The sequence below is a fragment of the Bifidobacterium sp. LH_389 genome, assembly GCF_056357235.1.
Map to the genome: position 1 here is coordinate 147,615 of NZ_JBKEVR010000004.1, position 16,290 is coordinate 163,904.

16 protein-coding genes and 1 pseudogene are annotated in these 16,290 nt (G+C 53.2%); 15 read left to right on the plus strand and 2 right to left on the minus strand.

Annotated elements, in window-relative coordinates; all coding sequences use genetic code 11:
- The first annotated feature begins 205 nt into the window (after positions 1 to 205).
- Both AC1AZA_RS06235 and AC1AZA_RS06240 read left to right on the plus strand, forming a co-directional pair.
- The gene (locus AC1AZA_RS06235) at positions 206 to 712 is read left to right on the plus strand and encodes a hypothetical protein (protein ID WP_052119034.1); all 507 of its coding nucleotides are present in this window, start codon (positions 206 to 208) and stop codon (positions 710 to 712) included.
- Positions 713 to 740: 28 nt separating this feature from the next.
- Positions 741 to 1,073 carry a hypothetical protein gene (locus tag AC1AZA_RS06240; RefSeq protein WP_043164796.1) on the plus strand — a complete coding sequence of 111 codons (333 nt, stop codon included), beginning with the start codon at positions 741 to 743 and terminating at the stop codon, positions 1,071 to 1,073.
- Positions 1,074 to 1,188: 115 nt separating this feature from the next.
- Here the strand turns inward: AC1AZA_RS06240 and AC1AZA_RS06245 are convergent, their stop codons facing one another.
- Both AC1AZA_RS06245 and AC1AZA_RS06250 read right to left on the minus strand, forming a co-directional pair.
- Positions 1,189 to 2,748, minus strand: coding sequence for a ParB/RepB/Spo0J family partition protein (locus AC1AZA_RS06245; RefSeq protein ID WP_044089056.1), 1,560 nt, complete (start codon positions 2,746 to 2,748; stop codon positions 1,189 to 1,191).
- Positions 2,749 to 2,837: 89 nt separating this feature from the next.
- Positions 2,838 to 3,455 carry a DUF4192 family protein gene (locus AC1AZA_RS06250; protein ID WP_150335865.1) on the minus strand — a complete coding sequence of 206 codons (618 nt, stop codon included), beginning with the start codon at positions 3,453 to 3,455 and terminating at the stop codon, positions 2,838 to 2,840.
- A gap of 663 nt (positions 3,456 to 4,118) precedes the next feature.
- Between AC1AZA_RS06250 and AC1AZA_RS06255 the strand changes: the two genes are divergently transcribed.
- From AC1AZA_RS06255 to AC1AZA_RS06315, 13 genes and pseudogenes are all read left to right on the plus strand, one after another.
- Positions 4,119 to 5,300, plus strand: coding sequence for a sensor histidine kinase (locus tag AC1AZA_RS06255; RefSeq protein WP_223847978.1), 1,182 nt, complete (start codon positions 4,119 to 4,121; stop codon positions 5,298 to 5,300).
- Between the two features lie 16 nt (positions 5,301 to 5,316).
- Positions 5,317 to 6,024, plus strand: coding sequence for a response regulator (locus AC1AZA_RS06260; RefSeq protein WP_476513839.1), 708 nt, complete (start codon positions 5,317 to 5,319; stop codon positions 6,022 to 6,024).
- Between the two features lie 246 nt (positions 6,025 to 6,270).
- Entirely contained in the window at positions 6,271 to 6,954 is a 684-nt protein-coding gene (locus tag AC1AZA_RS06265) for an ATP-binding cassette domain-containing protein (RefSeq protein ID WP_043164790.1), read from the plus strand.
- A gap of 170 nt (positions 6,955 to 7,124) precedes the next feature.
- On the plus strand, positions 7,125 to 7,253 hold the full coding sequence (locus AC1AZA_RS06270) for a lasso RiPP family leader peptide-containing protein (protein ID WP_106426817.1): 129 nt from the start codon (positions 7,125 to 7,127) through the stop codon (positions 7,251 to 7,253).
- A 54-nt stretch (positions 7,254 to 7,307) separates the two neighbouring features.
- Entirely contained in the window at positions 7,308 to 8,897 is a 1,590-nt protein-coding gene (locus tag AC1AZA_RS06275; RefSeq protein ID WP_043164788.1) for an asparagine synthase-related protein, read from the plus strand.
- Positions 8,884 to 9,156: a PqqD family protein gene (locus tag AC1AZA_RS06280; RefSeq protein WP_043164786.1), complete on the plus strand. Its 273-nt coding sequence runs from the start codon at positions 8,884 to 8,886 to the stop codon at positions 9,154 to 9,156. The genes AC1AZA_RS06275 and AC1AZA_RS06280 overlap by 14 nt, the downstream gene beginning before the upstream one ends.
- Entirely contained in the window at positions 9,153 to 9,581 is a 429-nt protein-coding gene (locus tag AC1AZA_RS06285) for a lasso peptide biosynthesis B2 protein (RefSeq protein ID WP_081886553.1), read from the plus strand. Before AC1AZA_RS06280 ends, AC1AZA_RS06285 begins: the two co-directional genes overlap by 4 nt.
- A complete protein-coding gene (locus tag AC1AZA_RS06290; RefSeq protein WP_043164784.1) occupies positions 9,578 to 11,350 on the plus strand; it encodes an ABC transporter ATP-binding protein in 1,773 nt (590 codons plus the stop codon). The genes AC1AZA_RS06285 and AC1AZA_RS06290 overlap by 4 nt, the downstream gene beginning before the upstream one ends.
- Before the next feature lie 371 nt (positions 11,351 to 11,721).
- Positions 11,722 to 11,997 (plus strand): class III lanthionine synthetase LanKC N-terminal domain-containing protein, encoded by a 276-nt coding sequence (locus AC1AZA_RS06295; protein WP_476513840.1) that lies wholly within the window; start codon positions 11,722 to 11,724, stop codon positions 11,995 to 11,997.
- Positions 11,969 to 12,346, plus strand: a pseudogene (locus AC1AZA_RS06300) (class III lanthionine synthetase LanKC N-terminal domain-containing protein); the annotation flags it as partial. The gene AC1AZA_RS06295 and the pseudogene AC1AZA_RS06300, both read left to right, overlap by 29 nt.
- A gap of 33 nt (positions 12,347 to 12,379) precedes the next feature.
- Positions 12,380 to 14,275, plus strand: coding sequence for a protein kinase domain-containing protein (locus AC1AZA_RS06305; protein ID WP_150335867.1), 1,896 nt, complete (start codon positions 12,380 to 12,382; stop codon positions 14,273 to 14,275).
- Positions 14,256 to 14,390, plus strand: a complete 135-nt coding sequence (locus AC1AZA_RS06310; RefSeq protein WP_257798101.1) for a hypothetical protein — start codon at positions 14,256 to 14,258, stop codon at positions 14,388 to 14,390. Before AC1AZA_RS06305 ends, AC1AZA_RS06310 begins: the two co-directional genes overlap by 20 nt.
- 63 nt (positions 14,391 to 14,453) lie before the next feature.
- Positions 14,454 to 16,256, plus strand: a complete 1,803-nt coding sequence (locus tag AC1AZA_RS06315) for a prolyl oligopeptidase family serine peptidase (protein WP_081886551.1) — start codon at positions 14,454 to 14,456, stop codon at positions 16,254 to 16,256.
- Positions 16,257 to 16,290: the final 34 nt, after the last annotated feature.

Consider the following 16,290-nt stretch of genomic DNA (forward strand, 5'->3'; position numbering starts at 1 on the left):
GATGCTTGCTGCACACCAACCGCCCCTCCGGGGAGGGATGGTTGCGGCACCGGTCAGTTTCACCTTCGTGCCACGCCATGCGCGGCGGACTCCATGTCACGTTTCGCATGCCGGTGCCGGTTCCGTTTTCGTGTCCGCCGGCATCATGGCCGGCGTCGTTCTACGATGCGGGGCAACGAAGAACAATCACCGTGAGGAGACCGTCATGGCGAAGCCGAGGGAACGCAACCGGGCGATGCGCGCCATCGCCGACAACGCATTGGATGCCGAGTTGGAGGCGCTTCGGCGCAAACGCGGCGAACTGTCGCGTTTGGGCATCCTGCTGGACGACATGCGCTGGGCCGCGGAACGATTCCGCGACGCCGCCCAGTCGTTCTGCGACGACCATCACATGCCGCGCGCCCAGCTTGTGCGCACGCTCAGGATGGAGCCGAGGGAGACGGGCATGGCGTTCCATGCCGTCACGCCCGACTACGGACATGCCAATCCCGCCGATAGCCATGGCGAAATCCATGATGGCGCGGATTCGGCCGTCGAATCCGGCGGCCGACCGGCATCCGCCGCCGATGCGCCGGAGACTGCCCTGACGAAGGACAACGCCGCAACGGAGAATGCGGCTGATGCCATGGATGCTGACACGTCCGGTTCGATTGGATTGGACCCGGAGGGGTTGCGATTCGGTTTCCCGCGTCCTGGCGGCTACGCTGGATGACATTGGCGACATACGGGAGGTGACGGCGATGCCGATGCTGCTGGTGATGCTTGGCCTGTCGCTGGCGACGGGCGTGATACGCACGCTGATGCGGGGCGTGGCCTCGTGCCTTGCCCTGCTCGCGCACCCGTTGCGGCTCGTGGTGTTCCTCGCGAATTCCGTGTTCACGGCGTTCGCCATGCTGTCGGGATTGCTCATGCTGGCGTTCCTGCTCATGCATTTCCTCGCCGGCTCGGACGCTCCGGCATTGGACGGCTCTTTCACGTTAATCGTCGCCGCGTTCCTCACGGCCGTGCTTGCGAGCATGCTCATGGATTGGTGCGACGCGCGGCTCCGACGACGCTCCGCCCGCCACGGCTGAGCGTCACCCGCCGCCGCTTGGCTCCGGCAGGTGCGGGCGCGCATGCGCCGTCACGTTTCGCCGTCCGCGCCCGGACTGGGCGGAACCCGTATTCCGGTTCCGCCCAGTCCGTCGTCTATTCGGCGTCTTCCGGTTCGCCGGATGCGTCGTCGGTCTGCGACGTCCCGTCGTCGTCCGGTTCGCCGTCCTGCCCTATGCCGGCATCCCCGCCATTGTCGTCGTCATCGATTGGCGCGAGGGAGCCGTTGAGGGCTTCGGTCTCCGTGTCCGAGGTGCGGTAGCCGAGCGTTTCCAAAGCCTCGTACAGTGGCGCGGCGTGTTCCGCGATGGTCGCCGCGCCGCGCCACGTTTCCCAGCTGACGCGTTCCTCGGCCAACGCGTAGAGCAGTCCGAACGCGGCCCGTTGCGGGTCGCCGGCAATCATCGCGGTGACGGACGCGCGTAACGGGTCTTCGGCCTCGCTCTCCGGCTCCTCGGCATCGGCGCCGTCGCCCGTCGTGTCGATGCCGGTGATTTGCCCCCAGACGTCTTCGGCGTGACTGTCCCATTGGTCGAATCCCTCGGTGAGCGCATCGAGCGCGAATCTCGCGGACAGCAGGGCGACGGCCCTGCCGATGCCTTTCGGCTGGGATTTCAGTTCCATGAGATGCGTCACGAACGCGATGCGCAAATCACGGCTTGCCCGCGCGAACTCCTTGGCCGGTGCCGTCTCGCGTTCCTCGCGTTCCCGTTCCTCTCGCCAACGCGCCTCCCGCGCCTCGCGGGCCGCGGTCTCCGCCTCCTCGTCCACGGTCTCGTACAGGACGATGCCGCGCGCCCATGACGCGCCTTCGGCCCGCACCCCCACGACGGGCGTGGCACCGTCATGGGAGTCGCGCCATGCGTCGATGGCCTTGGCGATGTCGCCCGTGGTCAGCATCGTGGTGCGTCGCAATCCCTTCGGCGAGTCATACCAGCCGTCCGTGTTCGGTTGTTCGTCGGCCGCGTCGATGCCCATGCGTTCCAATTCGGCTCTCGCCGTGTCGAGCCATTCGCGCCATGTCCGCTCCTGCCGGGCGTGCTTGACGGCCATGTTCCAGTTCTTGCCGCCCGCCGCCTCGGCGAGCCGTTCCTGAAGGTCCGGATACCGGTCGAAGTCGGCGATGGTTTCCCAGTCGTCGATGCTCAGCTGGGCGGTTCCGGCCTTGCTTCGCGCGTTCTCGCCGATGGCGGCTATCTTCAGGCGTCGGCGCACCAATGACACGGAACGGCCGGTACGTTGCGCCGCCTCGTCCACGCCCACGCCCAAATCGAGAAGCCCCTGATAGCCGTCGGCCTCCTCGATGACGGTCAGGTCGGCGCGCTGGCTGTTCTCCACGAGCATGAGCTCGCGTTGCTCCCGTTCCGACAAATCGGCCACCACGGCGGGCACCCGGCTCAATCCGGCGAGTTTGGCGGCGGCGAGGCGACGATGCCCGATGACGAGCAGGTAGCGTCCCCGCGGCGTGGGAGTGACGAGCAGGTTCTGCCGGATGCCCTGCGCGCGTATCGAATCCGCGAGTTCCGACACGTCGCCCACGTCACGGCGCGGGTTCGCGGGGTTCGGGTCGATGAGACCCACGTCCAGCATGACGATGTTCGATTCGTCCATGCTCTCGTCGGTCATTACGGGACGTTCGATGATTGCGGTTTCCATGATTGTCTCCTTGAAAAAATCGGATGATTGGGATTGGTCGGGGCTTCCGGCGTCGGAAGCCCCGACCGGATTGAATCCGCGGCCGACGTTCAGTGGCGGCGGCGTTCCGTCCATGCGGGGCGGATGCCGTGTTCGCTGGCCGCGAGCACGAGGGACGCCAGCGAACAGTCGTCATCCAAGGCCAAGGCCTTGAGCGCGCGCACCGCGGCGGCGGTCGAACGGTCGGCCATCCACAGCAGGTACGCGCACGACGCCATCGGCTGCGCCTCGTATCCGTCCGGCGCGTCGGCCGTCACCGATTCCAGCAACGCCGTCGCGCGTTCCCCGCGTCGCGTGTCCGGCTGGTAGTCGGCGTCCTTGAACGCCCGTGACAGTTCGCGCATGACCACGGCCGCCGATTCCATCGAATGCGGCTGGGCGTACAGCATGTGCAGTTCGCCGCCGCCCATTTCGCGCAGCGATGCGAGTATCAGCGCGTCCCGCATGCTCAGGCACTCGGTCATCAGCACCGCCAGCGTGACGCGCTCCTCATGGGAGAAGCCGCCCTCGTCGCGCGACAGCAGGCCGTTCCACCTGTCCATCAGGGGCGCGAACCACTTGTCGGCCGCTTGCGCCGGTCCAAGTTCACGCCGGTCCTGAAGAAACCCGTCGCGTACGCGTTTCGCCAGTCCGGTTCCCGCCATGCGGGTGTCCACCATGTCGTTCATGTCCATCGGTCCTTTCCGTGTGGTTTCCATTTCGGACACCACCCGCCTGCCATGCGCGTAGGCGGAGAGACCGGAGGCGTGGACCGCGACGATCCGGGCCGTAGCGAAGACGGCATGCTGGTCCGCCGTCGCAGCGCAGGCACGGGAGCGGCGCGGGACACGGCGCAGGGAACACAGACGGAGCGCATGGCATGCTGGTGGTGGCCGCAAACCCCTCGTCAGATTCCGCGCGGCCCACCGCCGCGAGCATGCGAGCGGCCAAGCAACACGGTCATGCGCGTAGCGCATGGCCCGGGGCCGCGTTCCCGCGCCGATTGCGGAGAGTATGTCGAACAGCCCCGCCTGGAGCATTCTCTCCGCAAGCGGAGCGGGAAGTCCGCGATAAGTTACTGTCATCCGTAGATGTCAAACAGGAGCCAGGTCATGGACATGCGAGCCTCGAATCGTAGATAATGGGAGAGCTGTATTCTCGGACAACGAAGAAGGCGTAAGGTGCAGGTTGCGAGGAACCGCCTCATTATGGGCTCACGCCGGGGTAAGTCATCAGATGGGGGACAAACGCTGGCCGTCACCCCGCGGGATCGATTGATCCTATGGCTTCGTCAGCTCAAAGGGGAACGCCTGCTTCGTTTCACGACGACTCTGATCTGCATCGTTGGCACGATGGGCGTGCTGATCCGCGATTATGTGAAAGAGCGGATGGCAATCGGCACAGGATATTCGTTTATCCGGTTCCTCAACGAGGGAGCGGGGATATGGTACTTCCTCATACTGCTGGTTTTAGGAGCCATAAACGTGACGTTAAGGTCCAGAAGCCCCGTGGCGTTGCTGGCCTTGGAATTCATAGAACTCTCCCTGGGCGTCCTGTTCGGCGTTGGCCTGCACTCATACACGCAGGTCGCGCTTATCCTGGTGCTCTATCTGTGCATTCGGCTTCCCCTGTATGCCCAGGCCATGTGCGATCTGGCCATGATCTGCATGATCGCAATGCAATGCATCTATCCCTCCTATCTACAGCCTCAGTATTTGGCGTTACTGTATTCCGTCGCTTTGGCCGGCATCGCATCCTCACTGTTGTCCATAGTGCGGGAACGGCGAACGGCGAATAGGCTGCTGTCCGAGGCACGGCGAAAGGCCGCAATACTGGCGGAGGAGAAGAATCGTACGGAACGGCGCCTTCGCATGGCCAACGAACTGCATGACAGCGTCGGTCATGGATTGACCTCGATCATCGCGTTATCGCAGGGAGGCGAGGACTGCATAAGGAACGGCGGCTATTCCGACCCGCAACTGGCCGATGTCTTAGCGGAGATCACATCGATTGCGAAGGACAGTCTGGGTGATACGCGCCGCATCTTAAAGGTCTTCAATGAAGAGGAATCGCAGCCGTCTTTGGAACAGGTCGGTCTTGAACCAGTGAATCAGGATGACATCCTTCGTTTACGGGATTGGGACGATATCAGACCCGTACTGGAACACATACGCTCAACCGGAATCATCGTCGTGTTCACCGAAACGGGAAGACGCGTCGAGGATCCCCGCCGTTCGGATTTATGCTTCGCCGTCACTCGCGAGGCACTGACCAATGCCCTTCGGCACGGCGCGGGACTGACCCGCATTGCCGTCTCCTGGAATCATTACCGTGATGGCGGAACAGCAATCACGATCCGCAACGATGGACACGTCTCCGGACACGACACCACCGGCGAGGCATCCGGTCAAAGCGGGAAGCCGACAGGTGGAACCGGACTGCAACGACTCTCCCAACGCCTTGCGAAAATGGGCGGCACCCTGTCCTATGGGCCATACGGCAATGGCTGGGCGGTCAAGGCACTAATCCCCTGAAAGAAACGGAAGAACCATGAAGGATGCAAGAGACGACATCATCAAGGTCATGCTGGTCGATGACATGCGAGGGGCGCGCACCGGCTTCATGATGATGCTGAACAACGATCCGAACATCATCGTCAGCTCACAGGCCGCGGACGGCGCCCAAGCAATCGAGTTCCTACGGCAATCACCGCAGCAACTGCCTGACGTGATTCTGATGGACGTGCGCATGCCCGTCATGGACGGCATAGAGGCGACGGGCATCATCAAGGAGCAATTCCCCCAAATCCAGATACTGATCCTGACCACATACGATGAGGACGATTACGCCTTCGACGGATTGGCGCGCGGGGCATCCGGATTCCTGCTCAAGGATGCGACCCCCAAACAGCTACGTGACGCCGTACACGCCGTGCATAACGGAGATGCGGTATTGACACCGAGAATCACCGGTGAAGTGCTCAATCGCGGGGTTCGGCCCATATCGGACAACACCCGCATCAAGCTGCTACGAAGCCTATTCGACGGACTTTCCAAGCGGGAACGTGAAGTCGCGGAACTCGTGGCGGCAGGCTTGTCCAATCAGGAAATCGCGGAGCGCCTATTCATCGAAACGACATCGGTACGGCGCACGGTAAGCCGCATATTGGCCAGAATGCACATGCGGAACCGGGTTCAAATCGCCATAGCCTGGTATCAATCGGGGCTGGACCAAATAACAGGCGGCAAACCAGCATAAAAATCACGATATTCATCTCAAGGATTGTGGTGTTTGTCATCTTCAGATGACAAACACCACAATCCTTTTATTGGAGAATAGAGCGAACTGGTTAACTGTCTATGTCCATCGCTCAAGCGAACGGAACAAACCTAGCATATATATCACGTCACTTCTGCCATCCCCTAAGATAGGGCAGTATCCAAAAACCGTTAGGGGGGGGGACTTCGATTATTGCGGCTCGGGTCAATCGAAGAAAGGAAAACGATGTGCCAGCTGCCCGATTCGGCTTCACCCATCATCGCGTTTGAGAACGTCTCATTCAATCATGCCGGTCGCGAATTGCATGGGATCTCATTTGCCGCCTATGCAGGTCGAGTCACCGTTCTGATGGGACCGCATGACGCCGGCAAAACAACTGTTCTCCGGATGCTGTTGGGACTGGATATCCCGGATTCCGGATGCATATCCACCTGTGGCAAACCCTATGGCACATCCCGTATACCAAAAAACGTTGTGAGTGCAATGCCCGAAGCCATTTCACTGTCCCCGTATTACTCGGCCGGAACCTATCTTCGTTGGAAGGCGCTCTGGGCCGGGACGTCTGATTCGCTTCTTGACGGGATCATTCACATGACCGAACTGCAGAATCTTCTCACCGTCAAGCTCCACGATCTCGCTCCGATCGGTGTCCTCAAAATGCGATTCGCTATAGCTCTGCTTCCCAACCCCAAAGCCCTGATCGTAGACGAACCGCTCCAGGCACTTGATCAATCGGGCACGAATTGGATCTGCGAGCAGATACGGAAGCAGGCGAATCGTGGCGTTGCGGTGCTCATCGCATCCGAACCGGACGGCAGACTGAAGCCGATTACCGATGATGTTGTGGTACTGGATAAAGGCACCGTGGTAAAAGAGGGTTCCCGCGGCCAGCTCTGGAAGGAAGACTGAAAAACGCCGGCGGATCACCCGCTCCCATAGGTCCATGTGTTTGGTGTTTGTCATCCGAAGATGACAAACACCAAACACATTCTTGGATGTACCATCCAAATCAGGTTAACTGGAATGGCATGCACCGGCATGCAATCCGGTTCCATATACAGAACATGAGGAGAACGAAGATGAAGGATTATGTGCCTCCTGTCGTTGAGGTCATCGCATCATTCAAGGAAGCAACCAATGGCGTATGGTTCGGCAACTATGTCGATGTTGGCGGAGCCAAGGCCCCGTTCCCTTGGGGATCGAACTGACCGAAACCCTGCATATATTGATGATCCCTAGCTGTATCAGGATAGGGAAACGTGATGCCGTTTACGCATAAGAACCCAAACCGTACCGTGATTGTCCGCGGCGGGAAGCCGACGGACCGTTCGAAGCTTCCCGCCTCCATCAGCATCAATGACGAGGGAACATGCGTCCAGGTTCCTCTGTTGAGTGGCGATCGCATGTTCTGGACCGTCTCCGAAGATGAAGTGCTCCTGTCGGACAGCGCCTTCCGGCTTGCAAGCATCACGAACGCCGATCTTGACCTGGAACGCATCATCATGGATCTGCTGCCTTCGCTCCCTGACAGCCTGCGAGGGGACAAATCCCCATGGAGGAACATACATTCCGTACCCGCCGCAACCACACTGCACCTCGACAAATCCAATAGGCCGCGATATACGAGAGCGGAACCTTCACCCATAAAACATGTTTCAAACGACGTAATTCTGGCATCGCTAAGGAGCCGTTTCCTGACGATCGCGGATGAGTGGCGCAATGAGGCACCACTATCCGCCGATGTGTCCGGAGGAGTGGATTCCGCCGCCATCGCATACATCTTCGCCAGTGAGGGGGTTCGTATGCCCCTGTATCATGAAACACCCGACGATCCAATGAATCAGGATTCCCGATGGGCCGAGCGAATCTCCGAGGACGTTCGGATGCCACTCATCAAAATCGGCCGAGTCGTGGATGGAAACAGATCATTCGAATCCACAGCCGAATATCCCAACAGAGAGATACCTGAAGAACCGGTCTTCTGGAGCGATATCGAAGGCTATCTCAGCCGAATCTCCGAAATGGAAGCAGACACAAGCCGTATCCATGTCACGGGTTTCGGAGGAGACGAGCTGTTCGCATCCATGCCATCCTCATCATGGAGTTGTCTGCGGGAACACCCGCTGCGGCTACGGGACATTCGAAGACAATACAGCGCCGATTACCGGGTCCCACCCTATCAGGCAATTCTCGATCTGACCGACAGCACCGATCTGCATGAGGAATTACGGTCATCGCTCCTGGACGCGGAACAAGATCATGGCCATCGCTCCTCGCCTTGTGGATGGCACGATGCCATACGCATTCCCGAATTCCTGACCGCGAAAGCCAGGGATACCCTATATGGCGCCATTGAATCACAATTGAAACACGCCGACATTCGGCCATTAAGCCCCGACCGAAGCCGTCATCAGGCGCTCTACTCTCTGTCAATGCAGGCACGAATGCTCAATCAGGTTAATCGGACGTTCGCCTCCGACGACATAACGTTCCGCTCCCCCTACCTGGACCGTGGAATCGTGGGCTATGCGCTATGCGCCCCAATCAGTGCACGCACCGAGGGAAATCTACACAAAGCCGTATTGTACCGGGCGCTCAAGGGTATAGTCCCCGAAACGATATTCCGGCGTCCCGTCAAAGGCGATCACTCATATTCACTGTATCTGGCATGGCAACGCTCGAAAGACACGCTGCTCGACTCAATCGCCGGCGGAGTGCTGGACGAAGAAGGACTGATCGATATACCAGCCGTACGGCGTCGAGCTTCCATGCCGATGCCTGACATCACGTTTCTGTTTGAAATGCAACGAGTCGCGGCAGTGGAAAGGTGGCTAAGACATGCAAACCGATAACACGATGGCGAACACCAGCCTGAAAGACCAGATATCCCTATATCCCAAAGAGGGAGGGGCAATCGTATTCGTCAACGACACCGGCGAATACCTGCAGGTCAACGAAATAGGCCGAATCATCCTCGACGGTCTGATGCACGGCAAAACCGTCGAGGATTGCATGAACGCAATCGCCGAAGAATATCAGACCGACAGACAAATCATCGTCCGGGATACGGAACGATTCCTCGCCGATATAGGGAAGCACGTGCGCCTATGAGTATCCCTCTACAGCCGGAAGCAACCACACGCGTCAACTTTCACGACCGCCTGGTGGCGCTGATTGCCATCATTATCGGAAGACGGATGGAACGACAACGAATCGGAAAGTTCTGCCGCCGGCTTGAAACGTGGTCCGAACGGTATCCGCCAGCCGATGCCGACATGGCGAAGCGTTACCGCAACGCCGTATGTTCGGTAAGCCGCAGATGCCGCAGCCAGCAGGGTTGTCTGCTTCGGTCGCTCTCCACGGCGGCGGCATGCCGCATATCTCGCCGATCCGTCACATGGTGCACCGGGTTCACCGATCGTCCCTTTCGCGCACACGCCTGGGTCGAAGCCAACGGCATACCCATCGGCGAACCTGATGCCGTCAGACGGTACACCATCACCAGAACCAGTTCCGAACGGAAAGATACGCAATGACCGCCAACGACCCGGACGACACCATGCACATGAAACATGCCTCCATGTACAATCTGATTTCTCCTCTCCGAAAATACCGAGGACGGCTGGCACTCATCCTATGTCTTGGAGCCATAGGAGCCGTTATGACGCTGCTCGTGCCTAAGTACATGACCAACTTCTTCCAGAATGGTGTATTCCAGGTTCCCCAGTGGCCCGTCATTGCCGGAATGCTGTTACTCGTCACCGCTTCAGGAGCTATATCAGCCCTACAGAACTACCAATTGCAGAGCACAGGGGAGGATATCGTAAGGGATGCTCGTCTCGCACTAAGCAAACACCTGCTACGTCTGCCCATACGCGAATACGATCAACGTGACTCCGGCGACCTGCTCAGCCGTGTCGGCAACGACACCTCACAACTGCGTAATGCATTCATGCAGTGCACATCAGCCCTTGCATCAGGTTTCATCACCGTCATCGGTTCCGCTGCGTTTATGGCAATGCTTGACCCGATCCTATTCGGCACAGCGATCACCTTGCTCCTTACGGTATTCACGCTCATGCTGCTGTCCGCTAAATTCATCGAACGAGCAAGCTATGACAGCCAATACACGCTCGGCGACCTTACCTCCACGCTCAATCGTGATCTCGCCGGCATCCGCACCATACGCGCTTCAAACGGCTTCGAGAACGAGAATAAGGTTATTGCCGCCTTGATCAACCGCGTCCGCCTGTCCGGACTCAAGATTGCCAAAATCCAGTCGATCGTCAATCCACTGGCCACGATAGCCCTGCAACTCGCAGCTATCATTGTGTTCGGTCTGGGATTATGGCGCGTAACCACAGGGCTGCTATCCGTAGAGAAACTTACTCAGTTCATCATGTTGCTGTTCATCAGCATCTCACCGCTCAGCCAGATCATTTACGCAGGCTCACAAATCGGCAATTCAATGGCCGCAATGAACCGTATACGGGAAATATTGGATATTCCCGAAGAAAAGGACTCTGACACCGTCGTCGCAACAATCAATGAACATATGCCGCTGGCACACAGCGGGCCCCGTCCGCCAGCGGTGGAATTCCAACACGTCTACTTCTCCTATGGATCCAAACCAATTCTGCGTGACCTGAATCTCTCCATATCCCAAGGAAGTGTCACGGCACTTGTCGGGCCCTCAGGGGCAGGGAAAAGCACGATCCTGCAACTTATCGAACGTTTCTATGATCCTTCCAGCGGAAATATCAATGTACTCGGTAAGGACATAACAACCTGTGATCGAGACGATTTACGCAGCCACATCGCATACGTGGAACAGGATTCACCGGCACTGTCCGGTAGCATACGAGAGAACCTACTTCTCGGATCAAACGATTGTAGCGATGATGAATGCCGACGGGTATTGGAATCCGTGAATCTCTCCCATCTGCTAGATCGATCCGACAAAGGTCTTGATATGCAGATAGGGGAAAACGGAATCATGCTATCAGGCGGAGAACGCCAAAGACTCGCCATAGCCCGCGCACTTCTTTCCACGGCAAAAATCATCCTGCTCGACGAAGCCACCGCAAACCTGGACGCCGATAACGAACGCCTTATCACTCAGCTATTGACTCAGGTAGAAGGCCGCACTTTTATTATCGTTGCGCATCGACTCGCCACGATAATTGACTCCGATCTTATATATGTACTTAATCAAGGGCGGATTATCGGATCGGGAACCCATAAACAACTTTTTAAAACGGCACCATTTTATCGCAATCTCGCAACGGAACAATATATCTCATAGCTAAAAGAAATTTGGCGATTTATTACAATAATTCCTCATCTAACTATAAAATATAGTTATTTTATATATGCTGCATATATATCACTTTTCACCGATTACAACCGATTGGACATCTACACAAAATACACTATGTTCCGCTAGGTCAAATAAGCAACACTCTGACTAACTCTATAACAAATACAGACATAAACTATACAAAAAATGTATATATCATCATATGATGACAAGGCCGACGACTGGACGGAAATCTATATCGACTCTTATCTCTTGTCATCTGGAGATGACAGATAACCCATAACGGGTCGCGCGGCACGCGAATAGGTGATGTAATAAAAATGTCATAAGCCATTAATAAGGAAAGAGACAGAATCGTGCCCATCGACCTAAAATATATCCCATTCTGTCAGTCCAACAGTTCCTTCTATGAGCCACCAGATCGTCAATCTTCGCCAAGACTTGATGATGAAATTCACTTTCCAAATAATTGGAAGATATATAAAGGTACCCCATGGACAAATTGTCGTCCTAGTAATGTTAAAATTCCGGAACAGGGATGGAAGATTCACATCTCGGCAACTCTTTGGAATTATGAAAAGATATTAAGAGAAGTATCAAATTATTGTTTTTCAAAAAAAAGTCGCATTTAAATATCTATCAACAAAAGCTGATTTTTTTGATCAAAACAGTAAATATACCGATAGGGCTGCTGCCGGAAAATATATTACAATATATCCAGTAAACGAATTGGAGTTTCATTCTACTCTCAATGGGTTAGACGACATTATTGGGAATGAGTCAGGACCCTATATCCTTTCGGATAGACGTTGGAGGAACGGGCCTATATTCTATCGCTTCGGCGCTTTTATCCCGCCTAAGGATAAGACAAAATATATAAGTGTATTGAAAAGGCCCGACGGAGTCGAGGAGGAAGATGTACGTCGTCCTACCTTTATCGTGCCGGATTGGGTGAAAATACCGGAATTTCTACACGAATCCATAGAATCTCAATCTATACCATTCCCATTCGAGATGAAATCAGCTATGCATTTTTCATGCGGTGGAGGTGTGTATACCGCAGAGGCGTTGACGGATGAATACGTTTCAAAAGGAACTATCGTTGTACTAAAGGAGGCGCGACCATATACGGCGCTTGATTCCGACGGCCATGATGCTGTATATCGTTTGAAGCACGAAGAACATGTCTTATCCGAATTACAAGATACGGGCTTTGTGCCTCAGGTATTCGGAATGTTTAGAGCATGGGAAAACCTTTATCTCGTGATGGAGAAAATACCAGGGAACAACCTTAAGCATGAATGCATGCTTAGAACTCCCATACTAAAGCCAGCTCCTTGGAAACTAGATAATGCTGCCTTTGGGCAATGGGTTGATCATACCGTTTCACAGCTTGATAAAGCAATGTCGCTCTTTCATCGACACGGATGGCTTCTTGGTGATATTCACCCTAAAAATATCATTATGGAAAACGGAGTTAATCCTAAATTTATTGATTTTGAATTCGCGCACAAAATGGATAAAGGATGGCGAATTAAACAAATAGCACCAGGATATGGTCCTCTGACAGGGTTTACCGGCACCGACGCAGATTTTTGTTCATTAGGGTTGCTGGAGTTAGATATGCTTCTTCCTCAAGCCACCATTACAGATCAGGGCAATGAAGGAAGCATTATACGAATCGCTAGACACGCGCAGAGTCATCTCGATATTAACGAAGACTCCATCGAATCTATAATTCAAAAGACATCTAAAAATACTCAGCTATCCTTGGATCAGCGAGCTGTCAATCTCGCTTCTATTGAAGATTTAATACATGGACTAGCTCGGGGAATAAAGGCACACCTTCATTTTGATGAAGGCGCTACAGTTGCTCTACCCGGTGATATAGAACTATTTGGCCCTAATGCTGTACAAGCCTCGGTGGGATACCCTTATGGCGTTGCGGGTGCTTTGTCGACGTTAGCTTTGGCAGGTGATCCAATAGATTCCGCATCGGTTCAAAAAGCATCTCAATGGATTTTAAATCATCTTTCGGGCGTTAAAAACCGAGGATTCGCCGGCAAAGATGGTTTGGAGTATGGCTTACGCATGGCGGGATTTGATGAACTCGCTCGAGAAGCACATTCTTTGCCCGTGGCAAACCCCATTAATCCTACTTATTGGTCCGGATGGGCTGGCGTCGGCCTAAATGACCTAAGTATCGGGTCGAATAAATCATATGATGAACTATTTTTAGCCTCATCAAAGTTGCAGAACATGCTTACCAACGATGTCGAATGTGAATCCGCTGGATTATTATATGGCTGGTCTGGCGCGGCCTTATTGTGGGCCGAAATCTATAGAACGGTTGATCGAGATGAAAAATATGTGGATTATGCACTACATGCAATACAAAACGATATTAAAAAATGTGTTTTGACCCAAAATATGACCATGGAATACGATGAAAAGTGGAGAACTCTGCCATATCTGGGAACCGGGTCATGCGGTATTGCAATCGCTTTATATGCCTTGCGAAAAGCGACCGGAGAATGTCTCTTGGACAAAGAGTATGAGTCCCTAGTTCGCGCATGCACCTACTATCAGTGTGCACAGGGAACATACGCATATGGTATGTCAGGCTTTTTGACTTTTCTGAATGCAAAGGACGATAAAAGCAAGCTGGAATATCAGGTAATTAACTCATATTGCGATTCTCTTCGACTATTTATCATTCCAAGTAAAGGCGGTTTTTATGTCCGAGGAAATCAAGGACTAAAACTGTCGTGTGATTTTCTGACCGGATCCGCCGGAGTCCTCGGATCTCTTGCCGCACTCCAGGGGAAATGGTCAGGCATACCGTTCCTGTCATGGAACGATTCCTTAGATATTAGAAAGGAGGTGCACAATGGGAAACAACGTTCTTGATTTTCAAATCTTGACTGCTGACGGCGAAACGGATGATGCAGCACGTATCAGCACGTTTAGCTTCAATGGCCCCTGCCCGGGCCTGCCGAGTACCTTGACCTACAGCAACTGCTGACAAGACAAGTGTCTGGCACCAATTCGCAAAATTGATGCCAGACACTTTTGCAATGGAGTAACTATGAAGTGTACAACACTCAATCAACCCATCAAATTGTATGAAGAATTCTCTGACAAGTATCGCAGCAAGGCGCAACAACTTTGTGAACATTTAATAGAGGATACAAATAATTTTCATTATTCCAGTAATCAATCGCTCGAATTAATGCAAATTAATAATGAACTAGTAATTCATTTCAAGGATGATCCGTCGCAATATATTCATTTATGTCAAAAACCGATTGGAAGAATATCTGGTTTTTACATTAATTCAGAGAAGACAATAGCGGCATTATTAACGCAGATGCCAAAAACTGATTTTTACACTATTTCATTATATGAATTGAAAAAGCAATCCGCCAATATTCTTCTGAGGTGCAACAATGTTGTACCTCAGATAAGAACGACATACCATTCTATCTATTGGATTAATAAAAGCAAATCAAATCGCCCGTATAAACTAATGATGGCAAACAAGTGTGGCATCATTGAAGTATACGGCACAAATAGTGAATATGATATATTATCTTTCGTTTGCAGTAATGATGCGGTTATTGTTATAAGAATGACGCACGGAGACAATTCTCGTATGCTGTTTTTCGATGATTTCGGCGAAAGAGACACACGCTTTAGGGAAATTACTGCATCACTCCCCATTGATTCGATGGAGATTACAAATACTCTTCTATATGCTATCGTCAATAACCAACTTCTAATTATTAACTTTTTTAACGATATACATGATAGGCAAATGATTCAGTCTCCCCATGGATTTATTCCTAAATCATTGCAAAAGCGTAATGGGATTGTTTATGTGATAGGACGCCTATCGGGCGACTCCGCCATCTGGATTCCATCTCTCGGACAAAATGGGATATGGAAAGCTCCTCCTTGTGGAGTTATTAGTTTTCTTGGATTTCAGGATAGGTTCCCTGTTTTCTGCATATCATCTCCAATCCATCAAACGCAAATTGTAACAGGAAATAGGAAAGGATTCTTAGAGGCTGTATCGTCCACACCTAATATTCACTGTCGCAAAATTATTATCCGGAGTAGAGATCAAACAAATATTCCCATTACACTTTTTTATAGACTTGATAGTATTCTCGAGCAGTCTCCTATTCTATTGATGGCATACGGATGTTATGGAATCGCACTTGAGGGAGCCTATGACCGTTTGATTTCATATGTCATACAGTCCGGCATAACTGTTGCCTTCTGCCATATTCGAGGTGGGGGCGAGTATGGGGAGGAATGGCATAGGCAAGCGATAAAAAACAATAAGTTCATATCTATCAATGATTTTCTCGATTGCACTAAAGGATTGATTGCAAATAACTTATGTGACGCCAAACGCATTGGAGCAGTGGGTTCAAGCGCCGGCGCTTTGGTTGTTCTTTCTGCCGCATTGCGCCGCCCGGATTATTTCAAAATTGTTCAATTATCGCACCCTTTTTTAACACCGGAATTGATTCTCACAAACCCCGACAATCCACTTACAATTAGCGATTGGGATGAATTCGGATATCCATCATCATCTTCTTGCTATGACTCGTTTTCACCTTTGGCGCAATTGCGGCGTCTTCCAGCTGATTTTTCTAATCAAGCTCCTGACATTTGGATTACTGCCGGCAAGAATGATATAAAGGCGCCTCTCTTATATACGGAACAATGGCTGAATTCATATTCGGCTATTGTTCCGTCCGCACATAATTCGGTGTTTTTGCAACTTTTAGATGAAGGACATCACAATTCTGATGATTCTTTGACCGGTGGCTGTTTATCAACTATATGGTTACTCGACTCTCTCTTCGACACAGATTGACATCTTTTGATGTCAATCGTCTCTCCGGCATAGA

Excerpts from the sequence above, each read along its gene's own strand:
- AC1AZA_RS06235 (WP_052119034.1), top strand. The coding sequence starts at position 206 with ATGGCGAAGCCGAGGGAACGCAACCGGGCGATGCGCGCCATCGCCGAC.
- AC1AZA_RS06240 (WP_043164796.1), top strand. The coding sequence starts at position 741 with ATGCCGATGCTGCTGGTGATGCTTGGCCTGTCGCTGGCGACGGGCGTG.
- AC1AZA_RS06245 (WP_044089056.1), bottom strand. The coding sequence starts at position 2,748 with ATGGAAACCGCAATCATCGAACGTCCCGTAATGACCGACGAGAGCATG.
- AC1AZA_RS06250 (WP_150335865.1), bottom strand. The coding sequence starts at position 3,455 with ATGAACGACATGGTGGACACCCGCATGGCGGGAACCGGACTGGCGAAA.
- AC1AZA_RS06255 (WP_223847978.1), top strand. The coding sequence starts at position 4,119 with ATGGGCGTGCTGATCCGCGATTATGTGAAAGAGCGGATGGCAATCGGC.
- AC1AZA_RS06260 (WP_476513839.1), top strand. The coding sequence starts at position 5,317 with ATGAAGGATGCAAGAGACGACATCATCAAGGTCATGCTGGTCGATGAC.
- AC1AZA_RS06265 (WP_043164790.1), top strand. The coding sequence starts at position 6,271 with ATGTGCCAGCTGCCCGATTCGGCTTCACCCATCATCGCGTTTGAGAAC.
- AC1AZA_RS06270 (WP_106426817.1), top strand. The coding sequence starts at position 7,125 with ATGAAGGATTATGTGCCTCCTGTCGTTGAGGTCATCGCATCATTCAAG.
- AC1AZA_RS06275 (WP_043164788.1), top strand. The coding sequence starts at position 7,308 with ATGCCGTTTACGCATAAGAACCCAAACCGTACCGTGATTGTCCGCGGC.
- AC1AZA_RS06280 (WP_043164786.1), top strand. The coding sequence starts at position 8,884 with ATGCAAACCGATAACACGATGGCGAACACCAGCCTGAAAGACCAGATA.
- AC1AZA_RS06285 (WP_081886553.1), top strand. The coding sequence starts at position 9,153 with ATGAGTATCCCTCTACAGCCGGAAGCAACCACACGCGTCAACTTTCAC.
- AC1AZA_RS06290 (WP_043164784.1), top strand. The coding sequence starts at position 9,578 with ATGACCGCCAACGACCCGGACGACACCATGCACATGAAACATGCCTCC.
- AC1AZA_RS06305 (WP_150335867.1), top strand. The coding sequence starts at position 12,380 with ATGAAATCAGCTATGCATTTTTCATGCGGTGGAGGTGTGTATACCGCA.
- AC1AZA_RS06310 (WP_257798101.1), top strand. The coding sequence starts at position 14,256 with ATGGGAAACAACGTTCTTGATTTTCAAATCTTGACTGCTGACGGCGAA.
- AC1AZA_RS06315 (WP_081886551.1), top strand. The coding sequence starts at position 14,454 with ATGAAGTGTACAACACTCAATCAACCCATCAAATTGTATGAAGAATTC.